Consider the following 26601-nt stretch of genomic DNA (forward strand, 5'->3'; position numbering starts at 1 on the left):
CAGTCCGCCGGACGACATCCTGAACAAGAGGCGGGGATTGCTGACTACTCCGCTTGCTCGGCTGCGCTCCCTCCCCCCATGCGCCGCATGGTGGGGTGGGTTGGGGTGGGGGGTGTCGACGAGGATATCCGATGGTGAGGCGCCCCCCACCCCCGACCCCTCCCCACCGCTTCGCGGGGGGAGGGGAGAAGCGCCAGACTCCAACTCACCTGCCACCTGTTCCACATAGCGCCGCAGGATCGGCGACAGATACGCATCCACCACCGTGGTGTCGCCGCGGCCGACCAGCTTGATCAGTGGCGAGACTTCGTAGCTGACCGAGACCTGCGGGAAGATTCGCCGCGCCAGCTCCGCGACTTGCTTCTCATGCTCGGGATAGCGATAGGCATGCATGAACACGATCGCGGCGGCGCGGATGCCGTCGTCATGGGCGCGCTGCAGCTCCGGCTCGAGCGCCGCCAGATCGGGCGCCTGCTCCACCGTGCCGTCGGCGCGAACGCGTTCGGCAACCTCGATCACCCGCTCGAACAGCATGTCCGGCTTGATGATCTCCCTGGCGAAGATTTTCGGCCGTGCCTGATAGCCGATGCGCAAGGCGTCCCGGAATCCTTTGGTGGTGATCAGCAGCGTACGGTCGCCCTTGCGCTCGAGCAGCGCGTTGGTCGCGACCGTCGTTCCCATCTTCACCGCGCCGATCCGCCCCGGCGGGATCGGCTGGCCAGGTTCCAAACCGAGCAACTCGCGGATGCCCTGCACCGCAGCGTCGCGATAGGCCTCGGGATTTTCCGACAGCAGCTTGTGCGCGACCAGATGACCGTCGGGCCTTCGCCCGACCACATCGGTGAAGGTGCCGCCACGGTCGATCCAGAAATCCCAGGATTCGGGTGAAGAACGGGTGCTGTTGCGGGTCATGCGGCCATGTCGGGAGCGAAGGGAGGCGGGGCATCATGCTCGTATGGGCTGCATCGTCGCAACCCGGATGCGAACAAATTCGGCGGTGCGGTGTTTGACGGTTGATGCAAACTGGCGCAAGGCATGATCGACGCAGGGAGATGACCGCATTGGCGCTGACGCGACGCATTCGAGAATGGATCGGCATGCGGCTCGGCCACCACGGCATCGAGCCGGCATTGCAGGCCGGCGCCATTCCCTACACGATCGTCCGCGGCACGCCGGTATTCCTGCTCATCACCTCGCGTGGCACCGGCCGCTGGATCTTTCCGAAGGGCGCGCCGATCAAAGGTTATCAGCTCTGGCAGGTGGCCGCGCGCGAAGCGTTCGAGGAAGCAGGCGTCGAGGGCGAAGTGGATACGCTGCCGATCGGGATCCATCGGGGGCTGAAGGGCAGCCTGCGGACCGCCCCGATCGAAGTGCGGATGTTTCCGTTGCGGGTCGTTCGGCAGCTCGAGGAATGGCCGGAAAAGGACAGCCGGCACCGCCATTGGGTGATACTCGCCGAAGCCCGGCGGCTGTTGTCGGATCCCCAGCTTGTGGAGATGGCGTCGCGCGTCCATGCCCGCGCGCTGCAGGCCGCTCAGCCGGAGAAGGCCGCCATCACGGCATAGAGGACGCCGGCCAGCATGGCCGTCGCCGGAACGCTGATGACCCAGGCGGCGGCGATCCCGATCACATGCTGGCGGCGCACCAGCTTTCGTTTCTCGCGCTTGCGGTAATTGGTCAGGGCCTGTTCCGGCGTCCTGTTGAGCCGCGAGGGCTCCAGGAACAGCGAGCGCGGCCGCACCGCCGGATTGGGGACGCCCTTGTTGGTCAGGAATTCGCGCAGATAGCCGACGCCGAAAATCGCCCCGATCGCGGTATGGGTCGAGGAGATCGGCATCCCGAAAGCCGATGCGACCAGGACCGTGATGGCCGCCGCCAGCGCGACGCAAAAAGCGCGGATCGCGTCCATCTTGGTGATCTTCTCGCCGACGGTGCGGATCAGTTTCGGCCCGAACAGCGCCAGACCGACGGCGATGCCGATCGCGCCGATCAGCAGCACCCAGAACGGCAATTGGACATTGTCCGGCGACGTCACGCCGGTGGTGGCGGTCGAGACGATCGCGGCCAGCGGCCCGACGGCATTGGCCACGTCGTTGGCGCCATGCGCGAAAGACAGAAGGGCCGCGGAGCAGATCAGCGGCAGGGTGAACAATGCGCTGACGTCCTTGCGGCGGTTGTCCATGCGATGCGCCCGCCGGTTCACCCAGGGTCGCGCCGCGAAATATCCGGCGGCAAAGGCGGCGATGCCTAAACCGGCCGTCGCGTAGAATGGCGGCTTCCAGACCCGGCTCAGGCCCTTGGTGATCAGATACATGGCGAACACGCCCGCCATCAGCGCGATGATGTGCGGCACCCAGCGGCGTGCCGCCGTGACCTTGTCGGTGCGAAACAGGATGCCCCATTTGATGAAGCCGAGCAGGGCAGCCGCGATCAGGCCGCCCATCACCGGCGAGATCACCCAGCTGGCGGCGATCGCGCCCATCACCGGCCAGACCACCATGTTGATCCCGGCTGCGGCAACGCCCGCGCCCATCACCCCGCCGATCACCGAATGGGTTGTGGAAACGGGCGCACCCAGAAACGTCGCAAGATGGATCCATGCCGCCGCGGCGAGCAGGGCCGCCGACATCACCAGCACGAAATTCAGGGGCGGCAGATTCGCATCCGGCCGCAGCAGGTCGCGGGATATGGTGCGCACGACGTCGCCTCCGGCGATCAGCGCGCCCGCGGCCTCGCAGATCGCCGCGATGACGAGCGCGCTGGTCATGGTCAGGGCGCGGCTGCCGACCGCCGGACCCATATTGTTGGCGACGTCGTTGGCACCGACGCCGAGCGCCATATAGGCGGCGATCAGGGCTGCGATCACGACCAGATAGCTGAGCGGACCGTCGGCGATGGAGAGGCTGGCCAGCGCCACCGTCCCCATCAGGAACAGGATCAGGAGTCCCGGCGTGGTCAGCGAACGGGTGAGGTCCTGCGTCGCGTGTTCGATCCGGACGACCTTTTTCAGGTCCTTGTCCAGTACGCTCTTGGCCAATGGTATCCGCACCCTTCCGGACGGTGACGGCACGCGGTTAGCATGCCCGGGGCAAAAAGACATGCGGCACTGCACGGAACCTGTTGAAATGTGGCAATGTTCAGTGTCGCAGGCGCGAGCCGGCAGCCCCCCTTGCAAGGCGGCAGCTTTAGGCGCGATGCTTGCATTGTTGCTACCGGGTTGATGCCGGCTGCTTTCAGGAGAGTCAGATGATGTCGTGGACGCGCGTGGTTGCTGTCGCCCTGCTTTCCGTCGCAATGGCCGGCGCAGGGCAGGCCCAGACCTCATGGGATATGCCGACCCCCTATCCGGACGGCAATTTCCACACCCGCAACGCCGCGCAGTTTGCCGCGGATGTGGACAAGGCGACCGGCGGGTCACTGAAGATCAAGATCCATTCCGCAGGCTCGCTGTTCAAGCATCCGGAGATCAAGCGTTCGGTCCGGCAGGGGACGGCGCCGATCGGCGAGATTCTGCAATCGCTCGCCGGCAATGAAGCTCCGGTCTATGCGGCGGACTCGCTGCCGTTCCTCGCTACCGGTTATGACGCGGCCAAGAAGCTCTACGACGTGCAGAAGCCCTATCTGGAAAAGCAGCTCGCCTCGGAAGGCCTGATGCTGCTTTACGCGGTGCCGTGGCCGCCTCAGGGACTCTACGCCAAGCGCGAGATCAATTCGGTCAACGACCTGAAGGGCGTGAAATTCCGCACCTATAACCCGACCATCGGCCGCATCGCCTCGCTCGCCGGCGCAATCCCGACCCAGATCGAGGTTCCGGATCTGCCGACCGCCTTCGCCACCGGCCGCGTCGATGTCATGATCACCTCGGCCTCGACCGGCGTTGACACCAAGGCGCAGGATTACCTGACGCATTACATCGATACCCAGGCTTGGCTGCCGCGCAATATCGTGTTCGTCAACAAGGCGGCGTTCGACAAGCTGAAGCCGAACGAGCAGAAGGCTCTGCTCGACGCCGCCAAGGTCGCGGAAGATCGCGGCTGGAAAGCCTCGCAGGAGGAAATGGCGATCAAGACCAAGGCGCTGCAGGATGCCAAGATCGTCGTCATGCCGCCAAGCGCCGAGCTGAAGGCCGGCCTGACGAAGATCGGCGAGACCATCGCCACCGAATGGGCGGCCAAGGCCGGTCCGGACGGTCAGAAGATGCTCCAGGATTTCAAGAAATAAGCGGCTGCGGCGCTCCGCTCGATGGCGGAGCGCCGAGCGATGTTTGCGCCATGCGCGCGGCACTCGACCGGCTTTACGCAGTCGCCCTGTGGCTCTCGGCGGCGTGCCTGGTGTCGATCGCACTTCTGGTCGGCGCCCAGCTTGGCGGGCGCCTGATCGACGGATCGCTGCGCCTTCTGGGCGCCGAGCCGGTCGGCATCGTGATCCTCTCGCTTGCGGAATTGTCCGGCTCGCTGCTCGCCGCCGCGAGCTTTCTCGCGCTCGCGGGGACGCTCAAAGCCGGCGCCCATATCCGTATCACCATGCTGATGCAGGTGCTTCCGCCGCGTCTCCGCTACGGGCTCGAATTGTGGACCTTCGGCGCCGCCGCGATGTTCTCCGGCTATATCGCCTGGCAGCTCGCGACCTTCGCCTATGTGTCGTTCCAGTATGATGAAGTCTCTCCCGGCGTTGTGCGCTTTCCGCTCGCGATTCCGCAGACCGCAATGGCCTTGGGCGCCATCATCCTCACCATCGCCCTGATCGATGAATTCCTGACGGTACGACGCACGGGTGGGCCGAGCTTTCAGGCGAACGAGGATGCGATCACGCTCGGGAAGGCGGAGTGATGGGCGTCGTCGAACTCTCACTGGTTCTGATTTCGCTCCTGCTCGTGCTGCTCGCGTCCGGAATCTGGATCGCGCTTGCGCTGGCCGCGATAGGCTTTGTCGCGATGGCGATGACGGTCTCGACGCCGCCGGGTCAGGCGCTCGCAGCCTCGATGTGGCAGGCCTCCAATTCCTGGGACCTGACCGCGCTGCCGATGTTCATCTGGATGGGCGAAATCCTGTTCCGCACCAAGCTGTCCGACGACATGTTCGAAGCGCTGGCGCCTTGGATGCAGCGGCTGCCCGGCCGCCTGCTGCATGTGAATGTCGTTGGCTGCGGCATCTTCGCCGCGGTCTCCGGCTCGTCGGCTGCAACCTGCGCCACCATCGGACGCATCTCGCTGCCGGAACTGAAGCGGCGCGGCTACGACGAGGGACTGGCGATCGGCACGCTGGCGGGGTCCGGCACGCTCGGGCTGCTGATCCCGCCATCCATCATCATGATCGTCTACGCCACCGCGACCGACCAGTCGATCGCGCGGCTGTTCATCGCCGGCGTGGTGCCGGGAATCATGCTGATCGTCTTGTTCATGGGCTTCATCGCGTTGTGGGCGCTGTTCAACAAGCAGCACATGCCTGCGGCGGAATTGCCGATGTCGTTCATGCGGCGGATCGCGGCGTCGCGGCGGCTGATCCCGGTCACGCTGTTGATCGCGGGCGTGATCGGCTCGATCTATGGCGGACTTGCGTCGGCAACCGAAGCCGCCGTGGTCGGCGTCGCACTCGCGCTCATCCTGTCATGGTGGATGGGATCGCTGACACGCGAGAATTTCTCGGCGGCGCTGCTTGGCGCGACCCGCACCAGCTGCATGATCGCCTTCATCCTCGCGGGTGCGGCCTTCCTCACGACCGCGATGGGGTTCACCGGCATCCCGCGCAATCTCGCCGAGTGGATTTCCGGGCTCGGTCTGACGCAGTGGCAATTGCTGACCGCGCTGACGGCCTTCTACATCCTGCTGGGCTGCTTCCTCGACGGCATCTCGATGGTGGTGCTCACCACCTCGATCATCATCCCGCTGGTGGAAAGAGCGGGCTTCGACCTGATCTGGTTCGGCATCTATGTCGTGCTGGTGGTCGAGATGGCGCAGATCACGCCGCCGGTCGGGTTCAACCTCTATGTTCTGCAGAGCCTCACCGGCCGCAACATCTTCACCATCGCGCGCCACACCGCGCCGTTCTTCGTGCTGATGTGCGTCGCGGTTGCGCTGCTCGCGACATTCCCGCAGATCGCGCTGTGGCTGCCGTCGACCATGTTCGACCGGTGAGCTCTGCCAGCGGGCGTGTTTCTTTCGCACTTCAAAGGATGGCGGTTGGGGTATACTCACTCTGGACAATTCAAGCCTGCTGCGAGGGAGAACTGCTTGCATTTCCGTGTGGAACTGGTCTGGCAGGATGACGCGCAGGACGACGCGCCGTCGATCTATCTGACCTCGGATGGCCGCGTGCTGCTGCAGGGCCGCTCGGTCTCGGAGGACGAGCGTGCACATTTCAAGGTTCCGCCCGGCAGCGATCTGATCAGCGTGGACCGCCGTGTGATCAAGGCGATCAAGGAAATGTTGTAGGCGTGCACCAAGACGTGCCACAGGAGAGGAGACCCGTCGATGTTCCTGAAGAACTATTGGTACGTCGCCGCCTGGAACCACGAGCTTGGCGACAGGCCGGTCGGGCGCACCATCCTGAACGAGCCGGTGGTGCTGTTTCGGGACGCCGAAGGCAAGGCGATTGCGCTGGAAGACAAGTGCCCGCACCGCCGCGTGCCGCTGTCGATGGGCAAGGTGGTCGAAGGCAATCTGCTGCAATGCCACTATCACGGGCTGCGCTTCGATCGCTCCGGCAAATGCGTGCGGATCCCTGGGCAGGAATCGATTCCAGAGACCGCGAAGGTGAAGGCGTATCCAGTGGCCGAGCGCCATCGCTGGATCTGGGTGTGGATGGGCGATCCGGCGCAGGCCGATCCTGCGACCATCCCCGATTATCACTATCTCGATTCACCCGACTGGGGCGCCAAGGGCACCTATATCCACGTCAGGGCGAACTGGCAGCTGATCGTCGACAACCTGCTCGATCTCACCCATCTCGCCTTCGTGCATGAATCCACCATCGGCAATGCGGCCGTCGCGGAGAATGCCGAAGTTCGCGTCAAGCGCACGCCGGACGGCGTATTGGTGACGCGCTGGATGATCGACAAGCCGGCGCCGCCGACCTACGTCAAGGCCGGCGGTTTCACCACCAATGTCGACCGCTGGCAGTTCATCGACTTCCTGCCGCCGGCCTATCTGCGGCTGTCGGTCGGCGCGACGCCGACCGGCACCGGCGCGCCGGAAGGTCAGTTCATAGGCGGCATCAACATGCGCAACCTGAATGCGATCACGCCGGAAACCGAAACGACCTCCCATTATTTCTGGGCGCAGGCGCACGATTTCGATGTGAAGAACGAGAAACTCACCGACATGATCTTCGAGCAGGTCAAGATCGCCTTTCTCGAGGACAAGGAGGTGTTCGAGGCGCAGCAGCGCGTGATCGACAGCGACACCACGCAGTCGCAGGTCGACATCCATGCCGACGCCGGCGGCATCCAGGCGCGCCGCATTCTCTCGCGTCTGCACGAGGAGGAGCAGCAGGCGCGTCAGGCGGCGGAGTGATCCCTACTGCGCCTTGATGTTGAGGTCCTTGGCGATCTTCTGGTATTTTGAAAAGTCCTCGCGCACGCGGCTGGCGAATTGTTCGGAACTGCCGCCGACCACTTCGAGCGCCGACTTGTCGAAATTGTCGAGCAGCGCCTTGTCCTTCAGCGCGAGATTGATCTCGGCGTTGAGCTTCCTGACGATGTCCGGCGGCGTTCCGGCCGGTACGAACACCCCGAGCCACTGATCCATCACCAGCCCCTTGATGCCGGCTTCCTGGAAGGTCGGCACGTCCGGCAGGCTCTTGGAGCGCGTCGCCGTGGTCTGCGCCAGCATCAGCAGCTTGCCCGCCTTGTAATGCGGAATCAGCGGCGTCGAGCCGAGCGTGCCGAGCGTGATATGCCCCGCGATCAGATCGTTGATCGCCTGGCCACCGCCGCGATAGGGCACCTGCGTCAGGTCGATGCCGGCGATCTGCGCGAACCACGCGGTCGCCATGTGCTGCGCCGAACCGATGCCGCTGCCGGTGGCGAAGCGGATGCCCGGCTGCTTCTTGGCCAGTGCGATGAGCTCGGCGACGGTCTTGGCGCCGAGATCGGGATGCGCCGCCATCACGATCGGTTGCACCGAAAGCTGGATGACCGGAACGAAGTCCTTCAGCGCGTCATAGGACACCTTGTAGACATGCGGATTGGCGGCGACCGAGTCCGGAGCGACCAGTAGCGTATAGCCGTCCGGCTCCGCCTTGGCCGCGGCCTCGGTGCCGACATTGCCGTTGGCGCCGGTGCGGTTCTCGATCACCACCTGCTGGCCGAACGCCTTCGACAGATGCTGGCCGATGAGCCGGGCGGCGACATCGGTGGATCCGCCCGCGGCGAACGGCACGATCACGTGGATCGGCTTGGTCGGGTAGGCTTGCGCCTGCGCCGGCGGTGCGGACGCAAGCATGGCGGCGATCACTATCGTGCAGAGACGGATCATCATCATCGGACTTACTCCCCTCGAACCGGCAAAATTCACATCGTCACGTCACGTCACGTCACGTCACGTCACTTCGCTTGCGCATGCGCTTGCACCTGCTGGATGCCGAACAGTCCGGCCTCGTGATGCGAGAGCACGATTTCGTAGCGATCCGAGCAGAAATAGATGCGGCCGAATTCATTGATCGCGCCGTCCGGCCCGGTGGTCCTGCGCTGCAGCAGGAGGAGGGGCGTGCGCGCCGATACCTGCAGCAATTTTCCGATGGCGTGTCCGGCCGATTGCGCCCGCAGCGTGACATGCGAGGAGGCGACCTCTAGCCCTGCCTCGCGCATCATGTCCGCGGTTGCGATCAGCTGCGCCTTGGCGCGCGGAATCTTCGCGGCAGCCCGCGCCAGCCAGCCGAATGCCAGCACCACCGGCTTGCCGCCGATCATGTAGAGGCGGTCGACCGCGAGCGCGGGTTCGCCCGGCTTCAGGCCCATCGACGTTGCGACATCGGCCGGCGGCCTGATCAGCCCGTAGCGCAGCAGCTGTGCGCTGGCGTCGTCGGCCTGCGCGAACAGCGAGGCCAGCAAGCCGTGCCGGCGGCTGAGATCGTGACGAACCGGGAGCGTCGTCACGAACGTGCCCTTGCCCTGCTTGCGCACCAGCAATTGCTTGCGCACGAGGTCCTCGACCGCCTGCCGCAACGTGATGCGGCTGACGCCATAATGCGCGCTCAGTGCGGCTTCGGACTCGATCCGGTCGCCCGGCCGCAGCGCCCCTTCGCGAATGGCGGATTCCAGCTGCGCCGCGAGCTGACGGTAGAGTGGCTCGGGGCTCCCGCGATTCAGCGCGACGCTCGGTCTGGACGGTCCGGGACGCAAGGGACGGCTCCATTCTGACGTTGCCGCCAGTCTAAGTCGTCCTATAACATCTTATCAAGCGCATCCGGTGGGCGGTGCGCCGATTTCGACGCCATGGTCCGCGGTGATCCTCATGCCTTTTGCCGATTATCTGCCCGAACATATGGGTACCGCGGTCCTCAGCCCGGCCGGTCCGCAGGTCGCGGGGTCCTGTGCCGAACTGACGCTGACCTATACCGCGGGCACCTTCGGCATCGACGACACCGGCATGCTGAAAATCTCCTGGCGCACCACCTCGGACATGGCCAAGCCTCAATTCCGCGACCCTTCGGCGCCGAACTACACCAGCGTCGAGGCCAGCAATGGCGCCAAGCTCGAATACTGGTTCGAGCGGCTGAATGTGCGGCCCTGGGTGAACACGCTGCTGATCCGCGTCGGACGCGGCTATCTGCGCAAGGGCGACGTCATCGTTGTGCGCTTCGGCGATCGCCGGCAGGGATCGCCGGGCATCCGGCTGCAGACCAATTGTGAGGAAAAATTCGAACTGAAGACCTATGTCGATGCATTCGCGACTTACGAATTCACCGAACTGCCATCATCGCCCGCATTCGAGCTGATCGCCGGTCCCCCCGCGAGCTGGAAAGCGATCGCGCCCTCGCTCGTGGTCGCTGGCGAGCCGTTTCGCCTGGCGATCGTCGCGGAAGACATGTGGGGCAATCCGGCGACATTTGGCGAGCGGCGGCTGAAGCTGGCCGCATCGCTGCCGGTGCGGAATTTGCCGGAACACATCGATGCAAAGGCGGACGACGGTCCGCTGGTGATCGACAACCTGATCGCGGAAGCGCAAGGCGATCTTGCGCTGCGATTGTGCGATGCCAGCGGCACGGAACTCGCGCGCGCCAATCCGATCCGCGTGGTCAGCGAGGCACCACTGCGGCGCTATTGGGGTGACCTGCACGCCCAGAGCGGCGAGACCGTCGGCACCAATCCGGCGGAAAGCTATTTCCGCTATGCCCGCGACAGGGCCTTCGTCGATATCGTCGGGCATCAGGGCAACGACTTCCAGATCACCGATGCGTTCTGGGCCGAACTCAACCGCCTCACCGCATCGTTCGACCGGCCGGGGAAATTCGTGTGCGTGCCGGGTTACGAATGGTCGGGCAATACCGGCATGGGTGGCGACCGCAACATCTTCTACCGGCGCGAGGGACGGCCGATCCACCGCTCGTCGCATATCCTCACCATCGGCGAAACCAGCACCGAGGCGTGCCACACCGCGCATGACCTGTTCGATGCCATCCGCGACGAGGATGCGGTGGTGATCGCCCATGTCGGCGGGCGTTACGCGGACATTACTTTCGCGCATGACGGCAAGCTGGAACGTTCGGTCGAAGTGCATTCGAGCTGGGGCACCTTCGAATGGATCCTGCACGACGCCTTCGACAGCGGTTATCGCGTCGGCGTGGTATGCCACAGCGACGACCACAAGGGCCGGCCCGGCGCGACGCGGCCCGGCGCCTCGACCTTCGGCGCGCTCGGTGGACTGACCTGCTATCTGATGCCGGGACTGTCGCGCGACGCGCTGTTCGACGCCTTGCGCAAGCGGCGTCACTACGGCACCACCGGCCCGCGCCTGTTCATGGATGTGCGTGCGCATTTCGCTTCGCCGGTGACCGTGTACTCGGACGATCCGAAGCTCGGTCCGGCGCAGACGCGCGCTGCGACCGAGGCGGCGATGGGCGACATCGTTGCGCCGGGCCCGACGCCGATGACGCTCACCGCCGAGATCATCGGCGCCGCGCCGATCGAACGGGTGGATGTGCTGCATGGCAAGGTCGTCGCCGCAAGCGTCCTTCCCTATGCGGCGGCCGATCTCGGCCGTCGCATCCGCGTGCGCTGGGAAGGCGCGGAATATCGCGGGCGCGGGCGGGAGACGATCTGGCAGGGCGAATTGTCGCTCGACGGCAACCGCATCGCGCGTTTCGCGCCGGTCAATTTCCTCAACCCGGAACGCAAGGTGGAGGAGACCGAGCCCGGCCGCGCGCTCACCTGGACGTCGGTGACGACCGGCAATATCGCGGGCCTCGATCTGTGGCTCGATGAGGCGGAGACCGGAACGCTGCGTGTCGACACCAATGTCGTTTCGGGCAGCGTCGATCTGGCAGCGCTCGGCGCCGAGCCGTTGGTGTTCGATGGCGGCGGCCTCGGACGCAAGCTCATGATTTACCGGCTGCCCGACGACGACTGGAGCCGGCATGTCTCGCTCACGCATGAGGTGACCTTTCCCGGCGGCGCCGACCTGCCGGTTTACATTCGGGTCACGCAATCCGACGGCAACCAGGCCTGGTCGAGTCCGATCTATCTGGTGGCGTGAGCCTCATTGCGGGCGGGGGCGGCCGACGCGCATCCGCGTGCCGATGGCGACCGTCACCACGACTGCCGTGGCGAACAGGATCGTCAGCGGGTCAATCGGCTCGCGCGCGAACAGGGCCGCGATCAGCACCACGAAGAACGGTTGCAGCAAGCCGATCTGGCCGATGCGGGAAATGCCGGCCATGCCCATCGCCGCATTCCAGAGGAAGAAGCCGAAAAACTGAGCCATCAGCCCGGCATAGAGGATCGCGGTCCAGACTCGCGCCGAGATGGCGCCGGCATCCGCCGGCCATGTCAGAATCAGGGCAAGAAGCGAGATCGGGAGCGAAATCGCCACCGCCCAGGAAATCACTTCCCATCCCGGCATCAGCCCTGCCAGGCGGCCGGAATAGGTGTAGCCGACACCGCCGCAAATCACGGCGGCCAGCAGCAGCAGATCGCCCGCCGACAGCGTGTAGCCGCCGCTGCGATGGAGCGCGAAGCCCATCACCAGCGCCGAACCAATGACGGCGGCGATCCAGAATCCCGTGCTTGGCCGCTCGCCCTCGATTGCCGCCGCCGCGGCCGTCGTCATCAGCGGCATGATGCCGAGAATGACGCCGCCCTGCGATGACGGGACCGTCACCATTGCCAGCGCGGACAGAAGCGGAAACCCGAGCACGATGGTGAATGCGCAGGCGACGAGCGGCCACCACGCCTGGCGTGGCGGCAGCTTTCGGCGCGTCAGCGCGAGCATCACAAGCCCGCCAAGACCCGCCAGCGTCGCGCGCATCGCGGTCAGGAAATACGCATCGACCTCGGTCACCGCGATGCGTGACGCCGGCAGGCTGCCGGCGAACACCATCACGCCCAGCACGCCGAGCAGCAGGCCGAGATTCTGGCGGTTGGCGAACATCTGGAAAGGGGGAGGATCCGAACGGAGTGAAGCGCGCGCAAAGTATTGGCGCGTGCGATCGACATCCAGTGCAATCCCCGCACCCGAACCATGCGCGCGACGCCGTTGCGGCCGATGCCTACGCGTCGATCACGCCGACGCCTGCCTTTGCCGCGGCGTCGCGGAGATTGCGGTCGAGCGTCGCCAGAGGCAAGTGGCGGCGCAGCGCGAGTTCAAGATAGCAGGCGTCGTAGAGTGTAAGGTCAAGGCGGCTGGCGAGTGTGAGCGTCCCGCCCCACGCATGTCGATCAGTCTCGCCATCGACGCGGACCGGAAAGTCAGCGAGATCAGCGAGGATGCCGCCACGCAGGCCGATGTCAATGCGGCCGCGCCGGACGCCAATCTGAAGACCGTTGGCGACTTCCAGCCGCCAGATGTCGGGGACCCAGCCTCCGTCGCCTTCAATAATCTCGAACACATGCTGCGCAAGCGCGCTGTCTTCGTCCGGCAGCGCCCATGCCAGCGCGATGGAGGCATCGAGCACCAGACTCATTCCCGCCCTTCATCACGGTAGGATTTCCATTCGGTCCAATCGAACGGGCCTAACTTGGCGGCCTTCGCGCGTTCGCGCATGCGCGTCATGGCTTCGCGCGCTCGCTGACGGCGCTCTTCGCTGACAACGACCGGACCAAGTTCGGCCACCGCTCGCCCACGGCGGGTGATGACGATCCGCTCGCCGCGCTCTACCCGATCCAGTAACTCGGACAGCTTGTTCTTCGCCTCAAAGGCGCCAATCTCGACCATGTCATTACCAGCTAGCTGACGATCTAGCTTATTCGCGGGCGAGTAATTTTCAAGTCCGGGGGCGATGTGGCGAGGGCCCGGAGCGTTTCCGCGCCGGACCCTCTTCGTAAGCGTCAGCCAGCCTGTAAGCCGGGTTCTGTATGGCCCGCCACTGATGCGGCGGACGTGACGGCCATTCGTCTGGGACGCCGGTTACCCGGCGCCTCAAGCAACCTACCCGAGCGGCTGGTCCGGACGGACCCCGGGACATGGCCCAGCACCGCTCCTATTCGGTCTTGCTCCCGGTGGGGTTTACCGTGCCGCTTCCGTTGCCGGAAACGCGGTGCGCTCTTGCCGCACCGTTTCACCCTTGCCTGCTTTCCGTTCCCGCGAGCGGGACGGAAAGCAGGCGGTCTGCTTTTCTGTGGCACTTTCCCTGGGGTTGCCCCCGCCGGACGTTATCCGGCACCGTTCGTCCGTGGAGCCCGGACTTTCCTCCCCGCCGCCCTTTCGGGGTCACCCTTTCAGGATTTTGGCGGAGCGGCCGTCCGGCCGACTGACACCCGTGTGGTGGGGATGAATGGCGCCGCCGTCAAGCCTGCGTTGCGGACGATGCGTCAGCCGCCGAGCCGGCCTGCGGTGTCCGCGTGATTCTCGCCGCGTCGAAGAGGGATCGCAGCGTGACGAATGTCGAGGAATCGAACCTGCCGTCGCACAAGGCGGGCCGGAAATGCCGCTGGAACGCGGTCACCACATCGCGCGTCGCCTGATCGAAATTGCCATCGACCGGGATGCCGTAGCCGTAGTCGCGCAGCGCGGTCTGGAAGCTCTTGATGGCATTGCCGCTGTCGCCGAACTCGAAGCTTGGTCCGGAAACGATCGGCGCGGGATTGACCCATTGTCCGACTCCGGCGCGGTGCAGAATCATCCAGGGAAACTTTTCGCCGGGATCCTGCTTGCGCGAAGGTGCCGTGTCGGAATGCGCCAGAACCCGTTCGGGCCGGACATAGCGCCGCCGCATGATGGCGCGGCACAAGGCGGTGACCGCGGCAATCTGCCGTTTCGGGAAATCCGGATAGCCGTGCTCGTGCCCGGGATTGGCCAATTCGATACCGATCGAGCATGAGTTGACGTCGGTTTCGCCGGACCAGCTGCCTTCTCCCGCATGCCATGCGCGCAGCACCTCCGGCACGCATTGGATGATGCGCCCGTCTTCCGTAATGAAATAGTGGCAGGACACCTCGCTGTCGGGCGAACACAGCCGGGCCAGCGCCTGACTGGAATCGGGCATGCCGGTGTAGTGAAGCAGGATCATGTCCGGCAGCCGGTCGCCGGCGCGCGGACCATGGTTCGGGGAGGGCACCACCTCGTGTACGAGCATGGTGTCCGGTTCGAAAGGGGTCATTGCAAGGTCTTGGACTGCAAGCGTCTGGAGCCAGCGACGCGACGATGTCGCGACCCTGTTGTGGCGACTATATTGTCGCGTCCGGCCATGTCACAAGCGACAGCGCACGATGCGCGGCGCCAGTTGCATATCGGCCACGTCGCGCATGAAAACGGCCGGCCGAGACATCGGCCGGCCGCTTCGCGCTGCCTGGGTTGCGCAAACTTGGTCGCGCTATCTGGTTGCGCTACCGGGTTGCGGACGGGTCATGCCGCCGCCGGGAGCGGGGCGCTCCGCCGAACGCGCTTTCGCCTCCTGCTCGCGCTTCGATTCAAAGGACGCCGCCTGCTTCAGCTGATCCTTGGTCATGCTCAGCTTCAGCTTGATGTCGTCGGCGTTCGCCGCGGTTGACGCGGACCCGGTCGTGGCCCGCTCCGGGTTGGCCGGCACCACCTGGAAGGAGGACGGTGCGAGTGCGACATTCTTCGCACCGATGCCGAGGAAGCCGCCGACGCCGACCACATAGCCGACCACGCTGCCGTCCTTCTGGAACAGGATATCGGCCACGTCGCCGATCTTCTCGTTGTCGGGACCGACCACATCCACGCCGATGAAGCTCGACGACAGCCATTGGTCGGAACCCTGCGCATTGATGAATTTGGCATCGCCTGCCGAGGGGCTCGAATTGGCCTGACGCTCGGCTTCCTTCACGCCGGGCGAAACCGGCTGGGTGGTTTGCGCCACGGCGCCTCCGAGCATCAGCCCGCCCAGGGCAGTCGTGATCATGATTGTCTTCAACATGCGTCGCCTCCTTCTATCCAGATTACATGGGCCCGGATGACATCCGCGTTTTCGCGTCATCCGCTTTTCGCGCAGGCTTGCGCGAAAGCGTGCTGACCACACAACGCATGCTAAGAACCGGCGTTCCTTTGCCTCTCGCCACCAGCCCGGCCGCCGGCAGCCCCGGCATGGCTGCTCTGAGGGAACCGGCGACAGGCGCCGTGGTCGCGGCTTTCGCGTCCGGCTTTAACCTTCCTTAAGCTTAAGCGGGCTGAATGCGCGGGCGCATTGCGCGCCCGGTTCCATTGACGCCCATCTTGTCCCATGATAGCCCAAATCATCCCAGTCTGGTGCTGCGGGCCGCAGGGATGGTCCGAACGACCCGAATCGGGAACCGTCCGTGGACAGATTCTTTTCCCATTTCATTCTGCGGCTGGACGCCAAGGGGCGCGTCTCGGTGCCCGCCTCCTTTCGTGCGGTGCTGGCGCGCGAGGGGGCGGAAGGGCTGTTCTGCTGCCCGGCACCCGACCGGCCGGCGGTGGAGGCCGGCGGACGCAGTTTGATCGCGGAAATCGAGGGACTGATCGCGGGCTTTCCGCCGTTTTCGGACGAGCGCGAGCAGTTCGCCACAGCGCTCTACGGGACCAGCGAGACCCTCAGGATCGACGGGGAGGGCCGTATCGTACTCACCGACCACCTGAAGGACCATGCCGGGATCATGGATGCGGTCGCGTTCGTGGGACTTGGTCACAAATTTCAGATCTGGGCGCCCGACCGCTTCAGCGCACGTCTTTCCGAGGCCACCGGAACGATGCGTGCGCTGCGCAAGCGGCTTGGCTCCGAGCGTGCGGCGAACCCGCAAGGGGCACGGGAATGATGACGGACCGCGACGGCGGAAACGCTGTCGATGGCGGACTGGTCCGGCACATTCCCGTGCTCGCCTCCGAGGTGCTGCGCTTTCTCAGCGTCCGCGATGGCGGCATCTATGTCGACGGGACCTTCGGTGCCGGCGGCTATAGCCGCGCGATCCTCGGCGCGGCGGATTGCCGGGTCATCGGCATCGACCGCGACCCGAGCGCGATTGCGCGCGGCGCCGCGCTGGCTGCCAGCGCGGGCGGGCGCCTGACGCTGGTCGAGGACCGTTTTTCCGGTCTCGACGCCGTGGCCGAAAGCGCAGGCCATGACGCCGTCGATGGCGTCGTGCTCGATGTCGGCGTGTCGTCGATGCAGCTCGACGAGGCCGGACGCGGGTTCTCCTTCCGTCTCGATGGCCCGCTCGACATGCGCATGAGCGGCACTGGCCCAAGCGCGGCCGACCTGATCGCGATGGTCTCGGAGCGCGATCTCGCAGCCATCATCGCGCGGCTCGGCGAGGAACGCTTCGCCCGGCCGGTGGCGCGCGCCATCGTCCGCGCCCGTGACGAGGCCGCCATCACCACCACGCGGCAATTGTCGGCGATCGTCGAGCGGGTGGTCCACGCCCGGCCGGGCCAGATCCATCCCGCCACCCGGACTTTCCAGGCGCTGCGCATCTTCATCAACGAGGAGCTCACCGAACTTTTGGACGCCCTCGCCGCGGCCGAGCGCATTTTGAGGCCCGGCGGGCGGCTGGTGGTGGTGTCGTTTCATTCGCTGGAAGACCGTATCGTCAAGACCTTCCTCGCCGGGCGCAGCCGGCCGGTCTCCGGTTCGCGTCACGCGCCCGAAGCGCGCGGCCCGCAGCCGACCTTCACGCTGCTGACGAAAAAGCCGGTCCTGCCGGGCGAAGACGAGATGGCCGCAAATCCGCGCGCCCGTTCCGCGAAGCTGCGCGCCGCCGAGCGCAATGCCGTGCCTTCCCGCGCTGACGGGCCGGACGACATCGTGCGCGGCGTTCCAACCCTTGCAGAGGCGATGAGCGGCCGATGAGCATGCGCGTCCTGCATCTCTTTGTCATTGTCGCGCTGATCCTGGCGGCGGCCTATGTCTATGACATCAAGTTCGAGGCCACGATGCAGGCCGAACAGCTGTCCAGGGTGCGCGGCGAGATCCGGCGCGAACGCGACGCGATCGCCGCGCTGCGCGCGGAATGGGCCAGGCTCGACTCTCCCGCCCGCATCCAGGAACTCGCGCAGCGCCACCTGTCGCTGAAATCGCTCGACGCGCTTCAGATCGACCGGCTCGCTGCTCTGCCCGAGCGGAAAAAACCGCCGCAGCCGGAGCCTCCTTCCGATCCGATCGCCGCATTGATCGGTGACGGCGATTCCATGTCAACCGGTTCCGTCGCCGCGCGGAGCGGCCAATGACGCAGGCGTCGCAACCAGGTGCCGCGCCCGCACGGCGGCTGATCCAGCGGTTGCTCTACGGCCAGGGCGTCGACCGGGAGGTCAAGAGCCGGGCCCGGGTGGGGCTCGTGATCGTGGCCTTCGCCTGCCTGTATGCGGTCATTTCCGGGCGGCTCGTCTACCTCGCCGCGACCTCCGACGGCCAGAATTTCAGGCGCGGCGGCGGCGACATCGTCGCGACCGCGCGTCCCGACATCCTTGACCGCAACGGCGAGGTTCTGGCGACCGACGTGCGCATGCCCTCCCTGTTCGGCGAGCCGCGCCGGATCATCGACGTCGACGAGGCGGTGGAATTGCTGACCGCGACGATGCCCGATCTCGATGCCACCGAATTGCGGGAACGGCTGTCTTCGAAGAAGGGCTTTGTCTGGCTCAAGCGCGAGATCACAAAAGCGCAGCGCGAGCAGATTCACAGGCTGGGGCTTCCCGGCATCGGTTTCCGCGCCGAGAACAAGCGGGTCTATCCGAACGGCGCCTCGGTGTCTCATCTGATCGGACACGTGAATATCGACAATCAGGGCATCGCCGGCATCGAGAAATGGCTCGACCGCAGCGGGCTGGCCGACCTGCATTCGCTCGGATTTGCCAATGACCGCCAGCAGAAGCCGGTCGAGCTTGCGGTCGATCTGCGCGTGCAGCATGCGATGCGAAGCGAGCTCCTCACTGCGCGTCAGAAATTCAAGGCCAAGGCGGCCGCCGGTCTGGTCACCGACGTCAATACCGGGGAAATCGTCGCGATGGTGTCGGTGCCCGATTACGACCCCAATGACCCGCGCGAGGCGCTCGACAAGGACCGGATCAACCGCCTGACCACCGGCGTCTATGAGATGGGCTCGACCTTCAAGGCGCTGACGCTGGCGATGGCGCTCGATTCCGGCAAGTTCACGCTCGGCTCGTCGCTCGATGCGCGGGCGCCGCTGCAATATGGCCGGTTTCGGATCAACGATTTCCACGCGCAACGCCGCGTGCTGACGCTGCCGGAGGTGTTCACCTATTCGTCGAATATCGGCACGGCGCGGATGGCGCTCGGGCTCGGCGTCGAGCATCACAAGGCCTTCCTGAAGAAGATGGGCCAGCTCGACCGGCTGCGGACCGAAATTCCCGAAAGCGCCGAGCCGCTGGTTCCAAAGCGCTGGGGTGAAATCAACACGGTCACGATCGCATTCGGACACGGTTTGTCGGTCGCTCCGCTGCAGGCGGTCATGGGGATCGGGGCGCTGATGAATGGCGGCAGGCTCATTCCGCCGACCTTCCTCAAGCGCAGCGAAGCGGAGGCAGCGAAGCTGGCGCGCCAGGTGGTGAAGCCGGAAACATCCGAGCGCATGCGCTATCTGATGCGGCTCAATGCGGAGAAAGGTTCCGCCAGCCGTGCCGAGGTCAGGGGGTTCTATGTCGGCGGCAAGACCGGTACCTCCGAGAAGGTGATCAACGGGCGCTATTCCAAGTCGAAGCTCTTGACCAGCTTCACCGCCGTGCTGCCGGCCGACAAGCCACGCTATCTCGTTCTCATCATGCTGGACGAACCGCAGCCACTGGCCGAGACCAAGGGCTATGCCACCTCGGGCTGGAACGCCGCGCCCACGGCCGCCAATGTGATCGCCAGGATCGCACCGATGCTGGGGATTGAACCGCGCTTCGATCTGCCGACAGCGGACAGGCAGATTCTCGCGGCGACCGCGTCGGCGCGGGCGCGATAGGCGGCTTCGCCCTTTCCATGACGATTGCGGCACGCGGCACGGGTGCGGCGGGAGCCCGGCATGGGCGCCGGCCGTCCACGCCGTGTCACAGGAAGGTCTTGTCACAGGAAGGTCTTGCCACAGGAAGGCCGGGACACATGCCTTGTTTCTTTTTCTGACCCCTTGCCCCACCGGCCGGGGCATGAAACATCGCGGCGATGAAGCTCTCCGAAATCCTTTCCGGTCTCGCCACCATCGATCCCGTGCTCGGTGCCATCGAAATCTCCGGCATCGCAGCCGACAGCCGCACGCTCCGTCCGGGCGATCTGTTTGTCGCGATCGCAGGAGCCAAGGCCGACGGACTGCGTTTCGCGGAAAACGCCGCAAAAATGGGCGCCGCGGCGATCGTCGCCGAGCGAACCGATGTCGCGGCGGGAATCCCGGTGATTGCGGTTCCCAATGCACGGCGCGCGCTGTCGCTCGCGGCGGCCAGACTTCATCCCCGCCAGCCGCACACGATCGCGGCGATCACCGGCACCAGCGGCAAGACCTCGGTTGCAGCCTTCACCCGTCAGATTTGGCAGAGCACGGGTTATGCCGCCGCAAGCATCGGCACCATCGGCGTGGTATCGCCCAGCGGCGAGACATACGGATCGCTGACCACGCCCGATCCGGTGGCGTTGCATCGCACGCTCGATCAACTGGTGGGTGAAGGCGTGACGCATCTTGTCATGGAAGCTTCCTCGCACGGTCTGGACCAGTACCGGCTTGACGGCGTGCGCGTTGCGGCCGGCGGTTTCACCAATCTCAGCCGCGATCATCTCGATTACCATCCCGATCTCGAATCCTATCTGCGTGCCAAGCTCCGCCTGTTCGAGGACCTCATCGCGCCCGGTGGCGCTGCGGTCATTGCCGCGGATCATGCAGAGGCGCGCCACGTGATCGAAGCGGCCGCCAAACGGAAATTGCGCGTGTTCACGGTCGGAAGGGACGGCGACGATCTTCATGTCGTGAAGAGCCGGCTCGACGGTTATGCGCAAAAGATCACGCTGCAATTCGACCAGCGGCGACACGAATTGCATCTGCCGCTGGTTGGCGAGTTCCAGATCGAGAACGCGCTGGTTGCCGCGGGCCTTGCCATTGTCACCGGTACGCCGCCGGATGCGGTGTTCGAAGCCATGGAAGACCTCGAAGGCGCCAAGGGCCGTCTGGAATTTGTCGGCCGCCACGGTAGCGCGCCGATTTTCATCGACTACGCCCATAAGCCGGATGCGCTGGCCAAGACGCTTGAAGCGCTGCGTCCCTATGTGAGACGGCGGCTGGTCGTGCTGTTCGGCTGCGGCGGAAACCGCGATGCCGGCAAGCGGCCGATGATGGGCGCCATCGCAGCCGAAAAGGCCGAGCGCGTGATCGTCACCGACGACAATCCGCGCAACGAGGATCCGGCTGCGATTCGCGCCGAAATCCTGAAGGCCGCACCCGGCGCGCTTGAAATTCCCGATCGCGGAGAGGCGATCCGGCGCGCGATCGCCGGGCTTGAGAACGGTGACGTCCTGGTGATCGCGGGCAAAGGCCACGAAACGGGCCAGATCGTTGGCGACCGGAACTTGCCGTTCAGCGATCACGACGCGGTCGCAACAGCATTGGGGGGACGGAAGTGATGAGCGAGAAAGCGTTGTGGACCGTCGATGCGATGGCCGCGGCGATGCGGGCCGGCCGCGGGGGTGCATTGCCCGCTTCGATCGAAGGCATTTCCATCGACAGCCGCACGCTTGGCGCTGGCGACGCCTTTTTCGCGATTGCAGGCGACAACCGCGACGGTCACGATTTCGTCGAGGCCGCGCTTGGAGCGGGCGCCGGCCTTGCCGTGGTGTCCAGTGCAAAGCGCGACACGCTTCCGGCCGATGCGCCGCTGCTGGTGGTTGATGATGTGCTGGAAGGGTTGCGCGATCTCGCGCGCGCGGCGCGGGCACGCTTTGCCGGCAAGGTCATCGCCGTAACCGGCTCCGTGGGCAAGACCTCGACCAAGGAAGCGCTGCGTCTGGTGCTTGCGCGGGAGGGCGAGACCCATGCATCTGCCGCGTCCTACAACAATCACTGGGGCGTTCCGCTGTCGCTTGCGCGCTGTCCCGCGCAGGCACGCTTTGCGGTCTTCGAACTCGGCATGAACCACGCCGGCGAAATCGGACCGTTGTCGCGAATGGTCCAGCCGGACATCGCCATCATCACCACGATTGCGCCGGTGCATCTGGAATATTTTTCATCCGTCGAGGCCATCGCCGATGCCAAGGCCGAGATATTCGAAGGTCTCGTCGAAGGTGGCATCGCGATCCTCAATCGCGACAATGCGCAGTTCGCCCGTCTCGCCGGTCGCGCGCGCGATATGCGCGTGTCGCGCATCGTGTCTTTCGGCGAACAGGCGGACGCCGAGGCGCGGATGATCAAATGCGTGCTGCAGCCGGATTTTTCCACGGTGCAGGCCGGCATTCTCGGCAACGACGTGACCTACAAGCTCGGCGCTCCCGGAAAGCACCTGGTGATGAATTCGCTGGCCGTGCTGGCGGCCGCGAAACTGGCAGGCGCCGACCTCGCGCTCTCCGCCATTGCTCTGGCCGATCTGCAGCCCGCCAGCGGGCGCGGGACCCGCATCGTGCTCGATGTGCGCGGCGGCCGGGCGCTGCTGATCGACGAGAGCTACAACGCCAATCCGGTATCCATGGCCGCCGCGATCGCACTTCTCGGGCAGGCCGAACCCGGGCCACGCGGGCGGCGCATCGCGGTGCTGGGCGACATGCTCGAACTGGGCGAACAATCGGGGGCATTGCACCGCGGCCTTGCGGGTCCGATCGTGGATCATGCCGTCGATCTGGTGTTCTGCGCCGGTCCCGGCATGCGAAATCTGTGGGAGGCGCTTCCCTCGAACCGCCGGGGCGGCTATGCAGACGACTCCATGGCCCTCGAACCGCAGGTGCTCGACGCGGTCTCGGGCGGCGACGCCATCATGATCAAGGGCTCCTTCGGCTCGAGAATGACACCCATCGTCAAGGCGCTTCAGCGCAAATTTGCGCCCGGTGCGGCGATGGATGCAGCGCAAGGTTGACCGCCGCATGCTCACCTGGCTTGCCGACTATTCCGACACATTCCCGGCCTTCAACATTTTCCGCTACATCACCTTTCGCACCGGCGGCGCATTGATGACGGCGGCATTGTTCATGTTCATCGCCGGTTCGCCGATCATCGACTGGCTGCGTGCCGCGCAGGGCCGCGGCCAGCCGATCCGCGAGGACGGGCCGCAATCGCATCTCAAGAGCAAGATCGGCACGCCGACGATGGGCGGGCTGATGATCATCTTCGCGGTCACGGTTTCCACCATTCTGTGGGCCAATGTCTACAATCCCTATGTCTGGATCGTGCTCGGCGTCACGGTCGCATTCGGGATGATCGGCTTCTATGACGATTATCTGAAGGTGACGAAGCAGCAGGCCTATACGGCGTTCTCCGGCAAGCTGCGCATCACCGCCGAAACCATCGTCGCGGTGCTGGCCTGTCTTGCGATCTCGCAACTCGGCCGGCCCGCCTTCGCGACCTCGCTGGCCTTTCCGTTCTTCAAGGACCTGATCGTCGATCTCGGCTGGTTTTTCATCGTGTTCGGTGCCTTCATCATCGTCGGCGCCGGCAATGCGGTGAATCTCACCGACGGTCTCGACGGCCTCGCGATCGTGCCGGTGATCATCGCAGCCCTCAGCTTCGGCATGATCTCCTATCTCGCCGGCAACGCGCTGTTCGCGGACTATCTGCAGATTCATTATGTCGCCGGCACCGGCGAACTCGCGGTGCTGTGTGGCGCGGTGATCGGGGCGGGGATCGGCTTTCTGTGGTACAACGCGCCGCCGGCCTCGATCTTCATGGGCGACACCGGCTCGCTGGCGCTCGGCGGGCTGATCGGCACGGTCGCGGTCGCGACCAAGCACGAGGTTGCGCTGGCGATCATCGGCGGGCTGTTCGTGCTGGAGGCGGTGTCGGTGATCGTGCAGGTATTGTCTTTCCGGCTGTTCGGAAAGCGCGTGTTTCGCATGGCGCCGATCCATCATCACTACGAGCAGAAGGGCTGGACCGAGCCGCAGATCGTGATCCGGTTCTGGATCATTTCGATCATGCTGGCGTTGATCGGGCTGTCGACCTTGAAGCTGCGATGATTTTCTTTGCGCCGTCCTCGCCGCACGCTCGGTCTTCACCTCCCCCCTTGCGGGGGAGGTCGACCGCCAAAGCGCGAGCGGGGGCGGTCGGGAGGGGGGTAAGCCCCAACGCCGGTGCTTGCCGCTTACCCCCCTCCCCAACCCTCCCCAGCAAGGGGGGAGGGAGCACACCGCGTGTGCGGAGCGCGATGTCATGATCCCCGTCACCACCTTCGCCGGCAAGACGGTCGCCGTCTTCGGCCTCGGCGGATCGGGACTCGCCACCTGCCAGGCGCTGATCGCCGGCGGCGCCGATGTCATCGCGTTCGATGATGACGCCAACAAGGTGGCGCAGGCAACGCAGGCGAGGGTCGGCACCGCGGACCTGCGCGGCATCGACTGGTCCGGGATATCGGCGCTGGTCCTGACACCGGGCGTGCCGCTGACGCATCCCGATCCGCACTGGTCGGCAAAGCTTGCAACCAACGCAGGCGTCGAAATCATCGGCGATGTCGAATTGTTCTGCCGCGAGCGGCGCGCGCATGCGCCCGATGCGCCGTTCGTCGCCATCACCGGGACCAACGGCAAGTCGACCACCACCGCACTCATTGCGCATCTTCTCCGCCATGCCGGCCGCGACGTGCAGATGGGCGGCAATATCGGCGTCCCGGTGCTGCAGCTAGAACCGCCCGCAGCCGCGCGCCACTACGTGATCGAATGCTCGTCCTATCAGCTTGACCTCGCGCCCTCGATCGATCCGACCATTGGCATCATGCTCAATGTCACGCCCGACCATATCGACCGGCACGGCACCATCGAACACTATGCGGCAGTCAAGAGCCGCATTCTCGGCCGCGCCAAGGTGCGCATCATCGGCGTTGACGACGAATACGGACGCGGCATGGCGAAAAATCTCGCCGCGATGCAGCGCGAGGTCGTGCCGATCTCGATCAACCGCATCGTCCCCCACGGCTATGTCGGCGGCGAGCGCAACATCTACCGCACCGGCGCATCCGAGGCCGAGGATATCGCCGATCTCACCGGCATCGGCTCGCTGCGCGGCAGCCACAACATGCAGAATGCGGTCGCGGCCTTCGCTTCGTGTTCGGCGCTCGGCGTCGACGACGAGACGCTGCGGCAGGGCCTGCGCACGTTTCCCGGTCTCGCGCATCGCATGGAGGAGATCGGGCGGAAGGGCGCGGTGCTGTTCATCAACGATTCCAAGGCCACCAACGCCGATTCCGCGGCAAAGGCGCTGGCCTCGTTCGACAACATCTACTGGATTGCCGGCGGGCTGCCCAAGGAAGGCGGCATTGCCGGGCTGGCCGAATTCTTCCCGCGCATCGCGAAAGCCTATCTGATCGGCAGGGCTGCGCCGGACTTCGCCCAAACCCTGAGCGGGAAGGTGCCTTGCGACATCGCCGAAACGCTGGACGTTGCGCTCGATCATGCGGCACGCGATGCAGCCGCTGCGGGCAAGCCGGCGGTGGTGCTGCTGTCGCCGGCCTGCGCCTCGTTCGACCAGTTCCCGAATTTCGAGGTGCGCGGCAATCGGTTCCGCGAACTGGTGCAGGGGCTGCTATAGCCGTCAGCCACCCCGGCTCGCTCGCTGTGTCGTCCCCGCGAAAGCGGGACCCATATTCCAGAGGCGTGGTTATGGGCCCCCCGCCTTCGCGCGGGCGACAGCATTAATCAAACCTAAACCTCGACGGGTGACTTTGATCCTTCGGGGGCCCTCATGATCTCGCGCACGCAGCTGACGCCTTTTGCGGTCTGGTGGTGGACCATCGACCGGCTGATGCTGGCGGCGCTGGGTGCGCTGATGCTGGCCGGGATCATTCTCCTGCTGGGCGCGAGTTCGCCGGTCGCCACCAAGCTCGGGCTCGACCCGTTCCATTTCGTGAACCGGCAGATTCTCTATCTGCTGCCGGCCATCGCCATCATGCTCGGCACCTCGCTGCTGTCGCCGCATCAGATCCGGCGGCTGGCCCTGGTGGTGTTCGTCGTCAGCATGGTGCTGCTGGCGGGGACGCTCGTCTTCGGCACCGAGATCAAGGGCGCGCGGCGCTGGATCGTGCTGCTCGGCGTCAACATCCAGCCCTCCGAGTTCGTCAAGCCCGCCTTCGTGGTCCTGATCGCCTGGCTGTTCGCCGAATCCGCGCGCAAGCCCGACATGCCGGCCAATACCCTGGCGCTCGCCTTGCTCGGCTGCGTCGTCACCCTGCTGATGCTACAGCCGGATGTCGGCCAGACCATGCTGATCGCGATGGTCTGGGGCTCGCTGTTCTTCATGGCGGGCATGCGCCTGATCTGGGTCGCCGGCCTTGCCGGTACCGCGATCGCGGGGCTTGGGGCCGCCTATCTCACGGTGCCGCATGTGGCGCGCCGCCTGAAGCGGTTCGTGGACCCGTCCTCCGGCGATACCTTCCAGGTCGACAATGCGGTGGAGTCGTTCATGCGGGGCGGCTGGTTCGGGCAGGGGCCCGGCGAGGGCACGGTGAAGCGCATCCTGCCGGACAGCCATGCCGACTTCATCTTCGCGGTGGCAGCCGAGGAATTCGGCATCGTCCTGTGCCTGATCGTGGTCGGATTGTTCGCCTTCATCGTGATCCGGGTCTTGTCGCATGCGATGGCTGCGCAGGATGCATTCGTACGCTATGCCGCGGCGGGACTCGCGATCCTGTTCGGCACCCAGTCCGCGATCAACATGGCGGTGAATCTGCACCTGATCCCGGCCAAGGGCATGACATTGCCGTTCATCTCCTATGGCGGCTCATCGCTGCTGTCGCTCGCCTATGGCATGGGGATGGTGCTGGCGCTCACCCGCGAGCGGCCGCAGGCAGAGCAATTCGGCCGCCGCGGCGGGATGGTGCCGGCGCCGCGGGCGGCCTGAATGAGTGGAGCTTGGTGCTTC

General features: G+C 65.4%; 25 protein-coding genes and 1 other RNA gene. 16 read left to right on the forward strand and 10 right to left on the reverse strand.

Features of this window, described 5'->3' with window-relative positions:
- Positions 1–912, reverse strand: a 912-nt coding sequence (locus tag AB7F49_RS00005) for a hydantoinase/oxoprolinase N-terminal domain-containing protein (RefSeq protein WP_428518998.1), incomplete at its 3' end; no start/stop codon positions are given.
- A gap of 140 nt (positions 913–1052) precedes the next feature.
- On the opposite strand from AB7F49_RS00005, the gene AB7F49_RS00010 reads away from it, so the two are divergent.
- The gene (locus AB7F49_RS00010) at positions 1053–1565 is read left to right on the forward strand and encodes an NUDIX hydrolase (protein WP_428519000.1); all 513 of its coding nucleotides are present in this window, start codon (positions 1053–1055) and stop codon (positions 1563–1565) included.
- Here AB7F49_RS00010 and AB7F49_RS00015 read toward each other — a convergent pair.
- Entirely contained in the window at positions 1535–3037 is a 1503-nt protein-coding gene (locus AB7F49_RS00015; protein ID WP_428519002.1) for an inorganic phosphate transporter, read from the reverse strand. The two genes, AB7F49_RS00010 and AB7F49_RS00015, sit on opposite strands and share 31 nt — an antisense overlap.
- A gap of 209 nt (positions 3038–3246) precedes the next feature.
- On the opposite strand from AB7F49_RS00015, the gene AB7F49_RS00020 reads away from it, so the two are divergent.
- The 5 genes from AB7F49_RS00020 (at position 3247) to AB7F49_RS00040 (ending at position 7510) form a co-directional block, all read left to right on the forward strand.
- Positions 3247–4221 carry a TRAP transporter substrate-binding protein gene (locus AB7F49_RS00020; protein ID WP_428519004.1) on the forward strand — a complete coding sequence of 325 codons (975 nt, stop codon included), beginning with the start codon at positions 3247–3249 and terminating at the stop codon, positions 4219–4221.
- A 50-nt stretch (positions 4222–4271) separates the two neighbouring features.
- Positions 4272–4829: a TRAP transporter small permease gene (locus tag AB7F49_RS00025; protein ID WP_428519005.1), complete on the forward strand. Its 558-nt coding sequence runs from the start codon at positions 4272–4274 to the stop codon at positions 4827–4829.
- Positions 4829–6133: a TRAP transporter large permease gene (locus AB7F49_RS00030; protein ID WP_428519007.1), complete on the forward strand. Its 1305-nt coding sequence runs from the start codon at positions 4829–4831 to the stop codon at positions 6131–6133. The genes AB7F49_RS00025 and AB7F49_RS00030 overlap by 1 nt, the downstream gene beginning before the upstream one ends.
- Positions 6134–6229: 96 nt before the next feature.
- Positions 6230–6430 carry a hypothetical protein gene (locus tag AB7F49_RS00035; protein ID WP_428519009.1) on the forward strand — a complete coding sequence of 67 codons (201 nt, stop codon included), beginning with the start codon at positions 6230–6232 and terminating at the stop codon, positions 6428–6430.
- A gap of 39 nt (positions 6431–6469) precedes the next feature.
- On the forward strand, positions 6470–7510 hold the full coding sequence (locus tag AB7F49_RS00040) for a Rieske 2Fe-2S domain-containing protein (RefSeq protein ID WP_428519011.1): 1041 nt from the start codon (positions 6470–6472) through the stop codon (positions 7508–7510).
- Between the two features lie 3 nt (positions 7511–7513).
- Here AB7F49_RS00040 and AB7F49_RS00045 read toward each other — a convergent pair whose 3' ends face one another.
- Complete coding sequence (locus AB7F49_RS00045) at positions 7514–8479, reverse strand: Bug family tripartite tricarboxylate transporter substrate binding protein (protein WP_428519013.1); 966 nt, start codon at positions 8477–8479, stop codon at positions 7514–7516.
- A 62-nt stretch (positions 8480–8541) separates the two neighbouring features.
- Complete coding sequence (locus AB7F49_RS00050) at positions 8542–9339, reverse strand: GntR family transcriptional regulator (protein WP_428519015.1); 798 nt, start codon at positions 9337–9339, stop codon at positions 8542–8544.
- Between the two features lie 112 nt (positions 9340–9451).
- Between AB7F49_RS00050 and AB7F49_RS00055 the strand changes: the two genes are divergently transcribed.
- Positions 9452–11692, forward strand: coding sequence for a DUF3604 domain-containing protein (locus AB7F49_RS00055; protein WP_428519017.1), 2241 nt, complete (start codon positions 9452–9454; stop codon positions 11690–11692).
- Positions 11693–11695: 3 nt separating this feature from the next.
- Here AB7F49_RS00055 and AB7F49_RS00060 read toward each other — a convergent pair whose 3' ends face one another.
- The 6 genes from AB7F49_RS00060 to AB7F49_RS00085 all read right to left on the reverse strand — a co-directional run bounded on the left by AB7F49_RS00060 (position 11696) and on the right by AB7F49_RS00085 (position 15533).
- A complete protein-coding gene (locus tag AB7F49_RS00060) occupies positions 11696–12586 on the reverse strand; it encodes a DMT family transporter (protein ID WP_428519019.1) in 891 nt (296 codons plus the stop codon).
- 118 nt (positions 12587–12704) lie between these two features.
- On the reverse strand, positions 12705–13118 hold the full coding sequence (locus AB7F49_RS00065; RefSeq protein WP_428519021.1) for a type II toxin-antitoxin system VapC family toxin: 414 nt from the start codon (positions 13116–13118) through the stop codon (positions 12705–12707).
- Positions 13115–13369 carry a type II toxin-antitoxin system Phd/YefM family antitoxin gene (locus AB7F49_RS00070; RefSeq protein ID WP_428519023.1) on the reverse strand — a complete coding sequence of 85 codons (255 nt, stop codon included), beginning with the start codon at positions 13367–13369 and terminating at the stop codon, positions 13115–13117. Before AB7F49_RS00070 ends, AB7F49_RS00065 begins: the two co-directional genes overlap by 4 nt.
- Before the next feature lie 109 nt (positions 13370–13478).
- Positions 13479–13908, reverse strand: an RNA gene (gene rnpB / locus AB7F49_RS00075) — RNase P RNA component class A.
- A gap of 32 nt (positions 13909–13940) precedes the next feature.
- Complete coding sequence (locus tag AB7F49_RS00080) at positions 13941–14753, reverse strand: peptidoglycan recognition protein family protein (protein ID WP_428519025.1); 813 nt, start codon at positions 14751–14753, stop codon at positions 13941–13943.
- 213 nt (positions 14754–14966) lie between these two features.
- Positions 14967–15533 (reverse strand): PRC-barrel domain-containing protein, encoded by a 567-nt coding sequence (locus AB7F49_RS00085; protein WP_428519027.1) that lies wholly within the window; start codon positions 15531–15533, stop codon positions 14967–14969.
- A 379-nt stretch (positions 15534–15912) separates the two neighbouring features.
- Between AB7F49_RS00085 and AB7F49_RS00090 the strand changes: the two genes are divergently transcribed.
- The 9 genes from AB7F49_RS00090 to ftsW all read left to right on the forward strand — a co-directional run bounded on the left by AB7F49_RS00090 (position 15913) and on the right by ftsW (position 26580).
- Positions 15913–16389, forward strand: a complete 477-nt coding sequence (locus AB7F49_RS00090; protein ID WP_428519029.1) for a division/cell wall cluster transcriptional repressor MraZ — start codon at positions 15913–15915, stop codon at positions 16387–16389.
- Entirely contained in the window at positions 16389–17420 is a 1032-nt protein-coding gene (rsmH, locus tag AB7F49_RS00095; protein WP_428519452.1) for a 16S rRNA (cytosine(1402)-N(4))-methyltransferase RsmH, read from the forward strand. The genes AB7F49_RS00090 and rsmH overlap by 1 nt, the downstream gene beginning before the upstream one ends.
- Positions 17417–17797, forward strand: coding sequence for a cell division protein FtsL (ftsL, locus tag AB7F49_RS00100; protein WP_428519031.1), 381 nt, complete (start codon positions 17417–17419; stop codon positions 17795–17797). The genes rsmH and ftsL overlap by 4 nt, the downstream gene beginning before the upstream one ends.
- Positions 17794–19533, forward strand: coding sequence for a peptidoglycan D,D-transpeptidase FtsI family protein (locus tag AB7F49_RS00105; RefSeq protein ID WP_428519033.1), 1740 nt, complete (start codon positions 17794–17796; stop codon positions 19531–19533). Before ftsL ends, AB7F49_RS00105 begins: the two co-directional genes overlap by 4 nt.
- A gap of 197 nt (positions 19534–19730) precedes the next feature.
- A complete protein-coding gene (locus AB7F49_RS00110; RefSeq protein ID WP_428519035.1) occupies positions 19731–21173 on the forward strand; it encodes a UDP-N-acetylmuramoyl-L-alanyl-D-glutamate--2,6-diaminopimelate ligase in 1443 nt (480 codons plus the stop codon).
- On the forward strand, positions 21173–22612 hold the full coding sequence (locus AB7F49_RS00115; protein WP_428519038.1) for a UDP-N-acetylmuramoylalanyl-D-glutamyl-2,6-diaminopimelate--D-alanyl-D-alanine ligase: 1440 nt from the start codon (positions 21173–21175) through the stop codon (positions 22610–22612). The genes AB7F49_RS00110 and AB7F49_RS00115 overlap by 1 nt, the downstream gene beginning before the upstream one ends.
- Before the next feature lie 7 nt (positions 22613–22619).
- Complete coding sequence (gene mraY, locus AB7F49_RS00120; RefSeq protein ID WP_428519454.1) at positions 22620–23708, forward strand: phospho-N-acetylmuramoyl-pentapeptide-transferase; 1089 nt, start codon at positions 22620–22622, stop codon at positions 23706–23708.
- A gap of 193 nt (positions 23709–23901) precedes the next feature.
- Positions 23902–25272: a UDP-N-acetylmuramoyl-L-alanine--D-glutamate ligase gene (murD, locus tag AB7F49_RS00125; protein WP_428519040.1), complete on the forward strand. Its 1371-nt coding sequence runs from the start codon at positions 23902–23904 to the stop codon at positions 25270–25272.
- A gap of 153 nt (positions 25273–25425) precedes the next feature.
- On the forward strand, positions 25426–26580 hold the full coding sequence (gene ftsW / locus AB7F49_RS00130) for a putative lipid II flippase FtsW (protein ID WP_428519042.1): 1155 nt from the start codon (positions 25426–25428) through the stop codon (positions 26578–26580).
- Positions 26581–26601: the final 21 nt, after the last annotated feature.

The sequence above is a fragment of the Pseudorhodoplanes sp. genome, from assembly GCF_050250235.1.
GTDB lineage: Bacteria > Pseudomonadota > Alphaproteobacteria > Rhizobiales > Xanthobacteraceae > Pseudorhodoplanes.

Excerpts from the sequence above, each read along its gene's own strand:
- AB7F49_RS00010 (WP_428519000.1), top strand. The coding sequence starts at position 1,053 with ATGACCGCATTGGCGCTGACGCGACGCATTCGAGAATGGATCGGCATG.
- AB7F49_RS00020 (WP_428519004.1), top strand. The coding sequence starts at position 3,247 with ATGATGTCGTGGACGCGCGTGGTTGCTGTCGCCCTGCTTTCCGTCGCA.
- AB7F49_RS00025 (WP_428519005.1), top strand. The coding sequence starts at position 4,272 with ATGCGCGCGGCACTCGACCGGCTTTACGCAGTCGCCCTGTGGCTCTCG.
- AB7F49_RS00030 (WP_428519007.1), top strand. The coding sequence starts at position 4,829 with ATGGGCGTCGTCGAACTCTCACTGGTTCTGATTTCGCTCCTGCTCGTG.
- AB7F49_RS00040 (WP_428519011.1), top strand. The coding sequence starts at position 6,470 with ATGTTCCTGAAGAACTATTGGTACGTCGCCGCCTGGAACCACGAGCTT.
- AB7F49_RS00045 (WP_428519013.1), bottom strand. The coding sequence starts at position 8,479 with ATGATGATGATCCGTCTCTGCACGATAGTGATCGCCGCCATGCTTGCG.
- AB7F49_RS00055 (WP_428519017.1), top strand. The coding sequence starts at position 9,452 with ATGCCTTTTGCCGATTATCTGCCCGAACATATGGGTACCGCGGTCCTC.
- AB7F49_RS00060 (WP_428519019.1), bottom strand. The coding sequence starts at position 12,586 with ATGTTCGCCAACCGCCAGAATCTCGGCCTGCTGCTCGGCGTGCTGGGC.
- AB7F49_RS00065 (WP_428519021.1), bottom strand. The coding sequence starts at position 13,118 with ATGAGTCTGGTGCTCGATGCCTCCATCGCGCTGGCATGGGCGCTGCCG.
- AB7F49_RS00070 (WP_428519023.1), bottom strand. The coding sequence starts at position 13,369 with ATGGTCGAGATTGGCGCCTTTGAGGCGAAGAACAAGCTGTCCGAGTTA.
- AB7F49_RS00080 (WP_428519025.1), bottom strand. The coding sequence starts at position 14,753 with ATGACCCCTTTCGAACCGGACACCATGCTCGTACACGAGGTGGTGCCC.
- AB7F49_RS00085 (WP_428519027.1), bottom strand. The coding sequence starts at position 15,533 with ATGTTGAAGACAATCATGATCACGACTGCCCTGGGCGGGCTGATGCTC.
- rsmH (WP_428519452.1), top strand. The coding sequence starts at position 16,389 with ATGACGGACCGCGACGGCGGAAACGCTGTCGATGGCGGACTGGTCCGG.
- ftsL (WP_428519031.1), top strand. The coding sequence starts at position 17,417 with ATGAGCATGCGCGTCCTGCATCTCTTTGTCATTGTCGCGCTGATCCTG.
- AB7F49_RS00105 (WP_428519033.1), top strand. The coding sequence starts at position 17,794 with ATGACGCAGGCGTCGCAACCAGGTGCCGCGCCCGCACGGCGGCTGATC.
- AB7F49_RS00110 (WP_428519035.1), top strand. The coding sequence starts at position 19,731 with ATGAAGCTCTCCGAAATCCTTTCCGGTCTCGCCACCATCGATCCCGTG.
- AB7F49_RS00115 (WP_428519038.1), top strand. The coding sequence starts at position 21,173 with ATGAGCGAGAAAGCGTTGTGGACCGTCGATGCGATGGCCGCGGCGATG.
- mraY (WP_428519454.1), top strand. The coding sequence starts at position 22,620 with ATGCTCACCTGGCTTGCCGACTATTCCGACACATTCCCGGCCTTCAAC.
- murD (WP_428519040.1), top strand. The coding sequence starts at position 23,902 with ATGATCCCCGTCACCACCTTCGCCGGCAAGACGGTCGCCGTCTTCGGC.
- ftsW (WP_428519042.1), top strand. The coding sequence starts at position 25,426 with ATGATCTCGCGCACGCAGCTGACGCCTTTTGCGGTCTGGTGGTGGACC.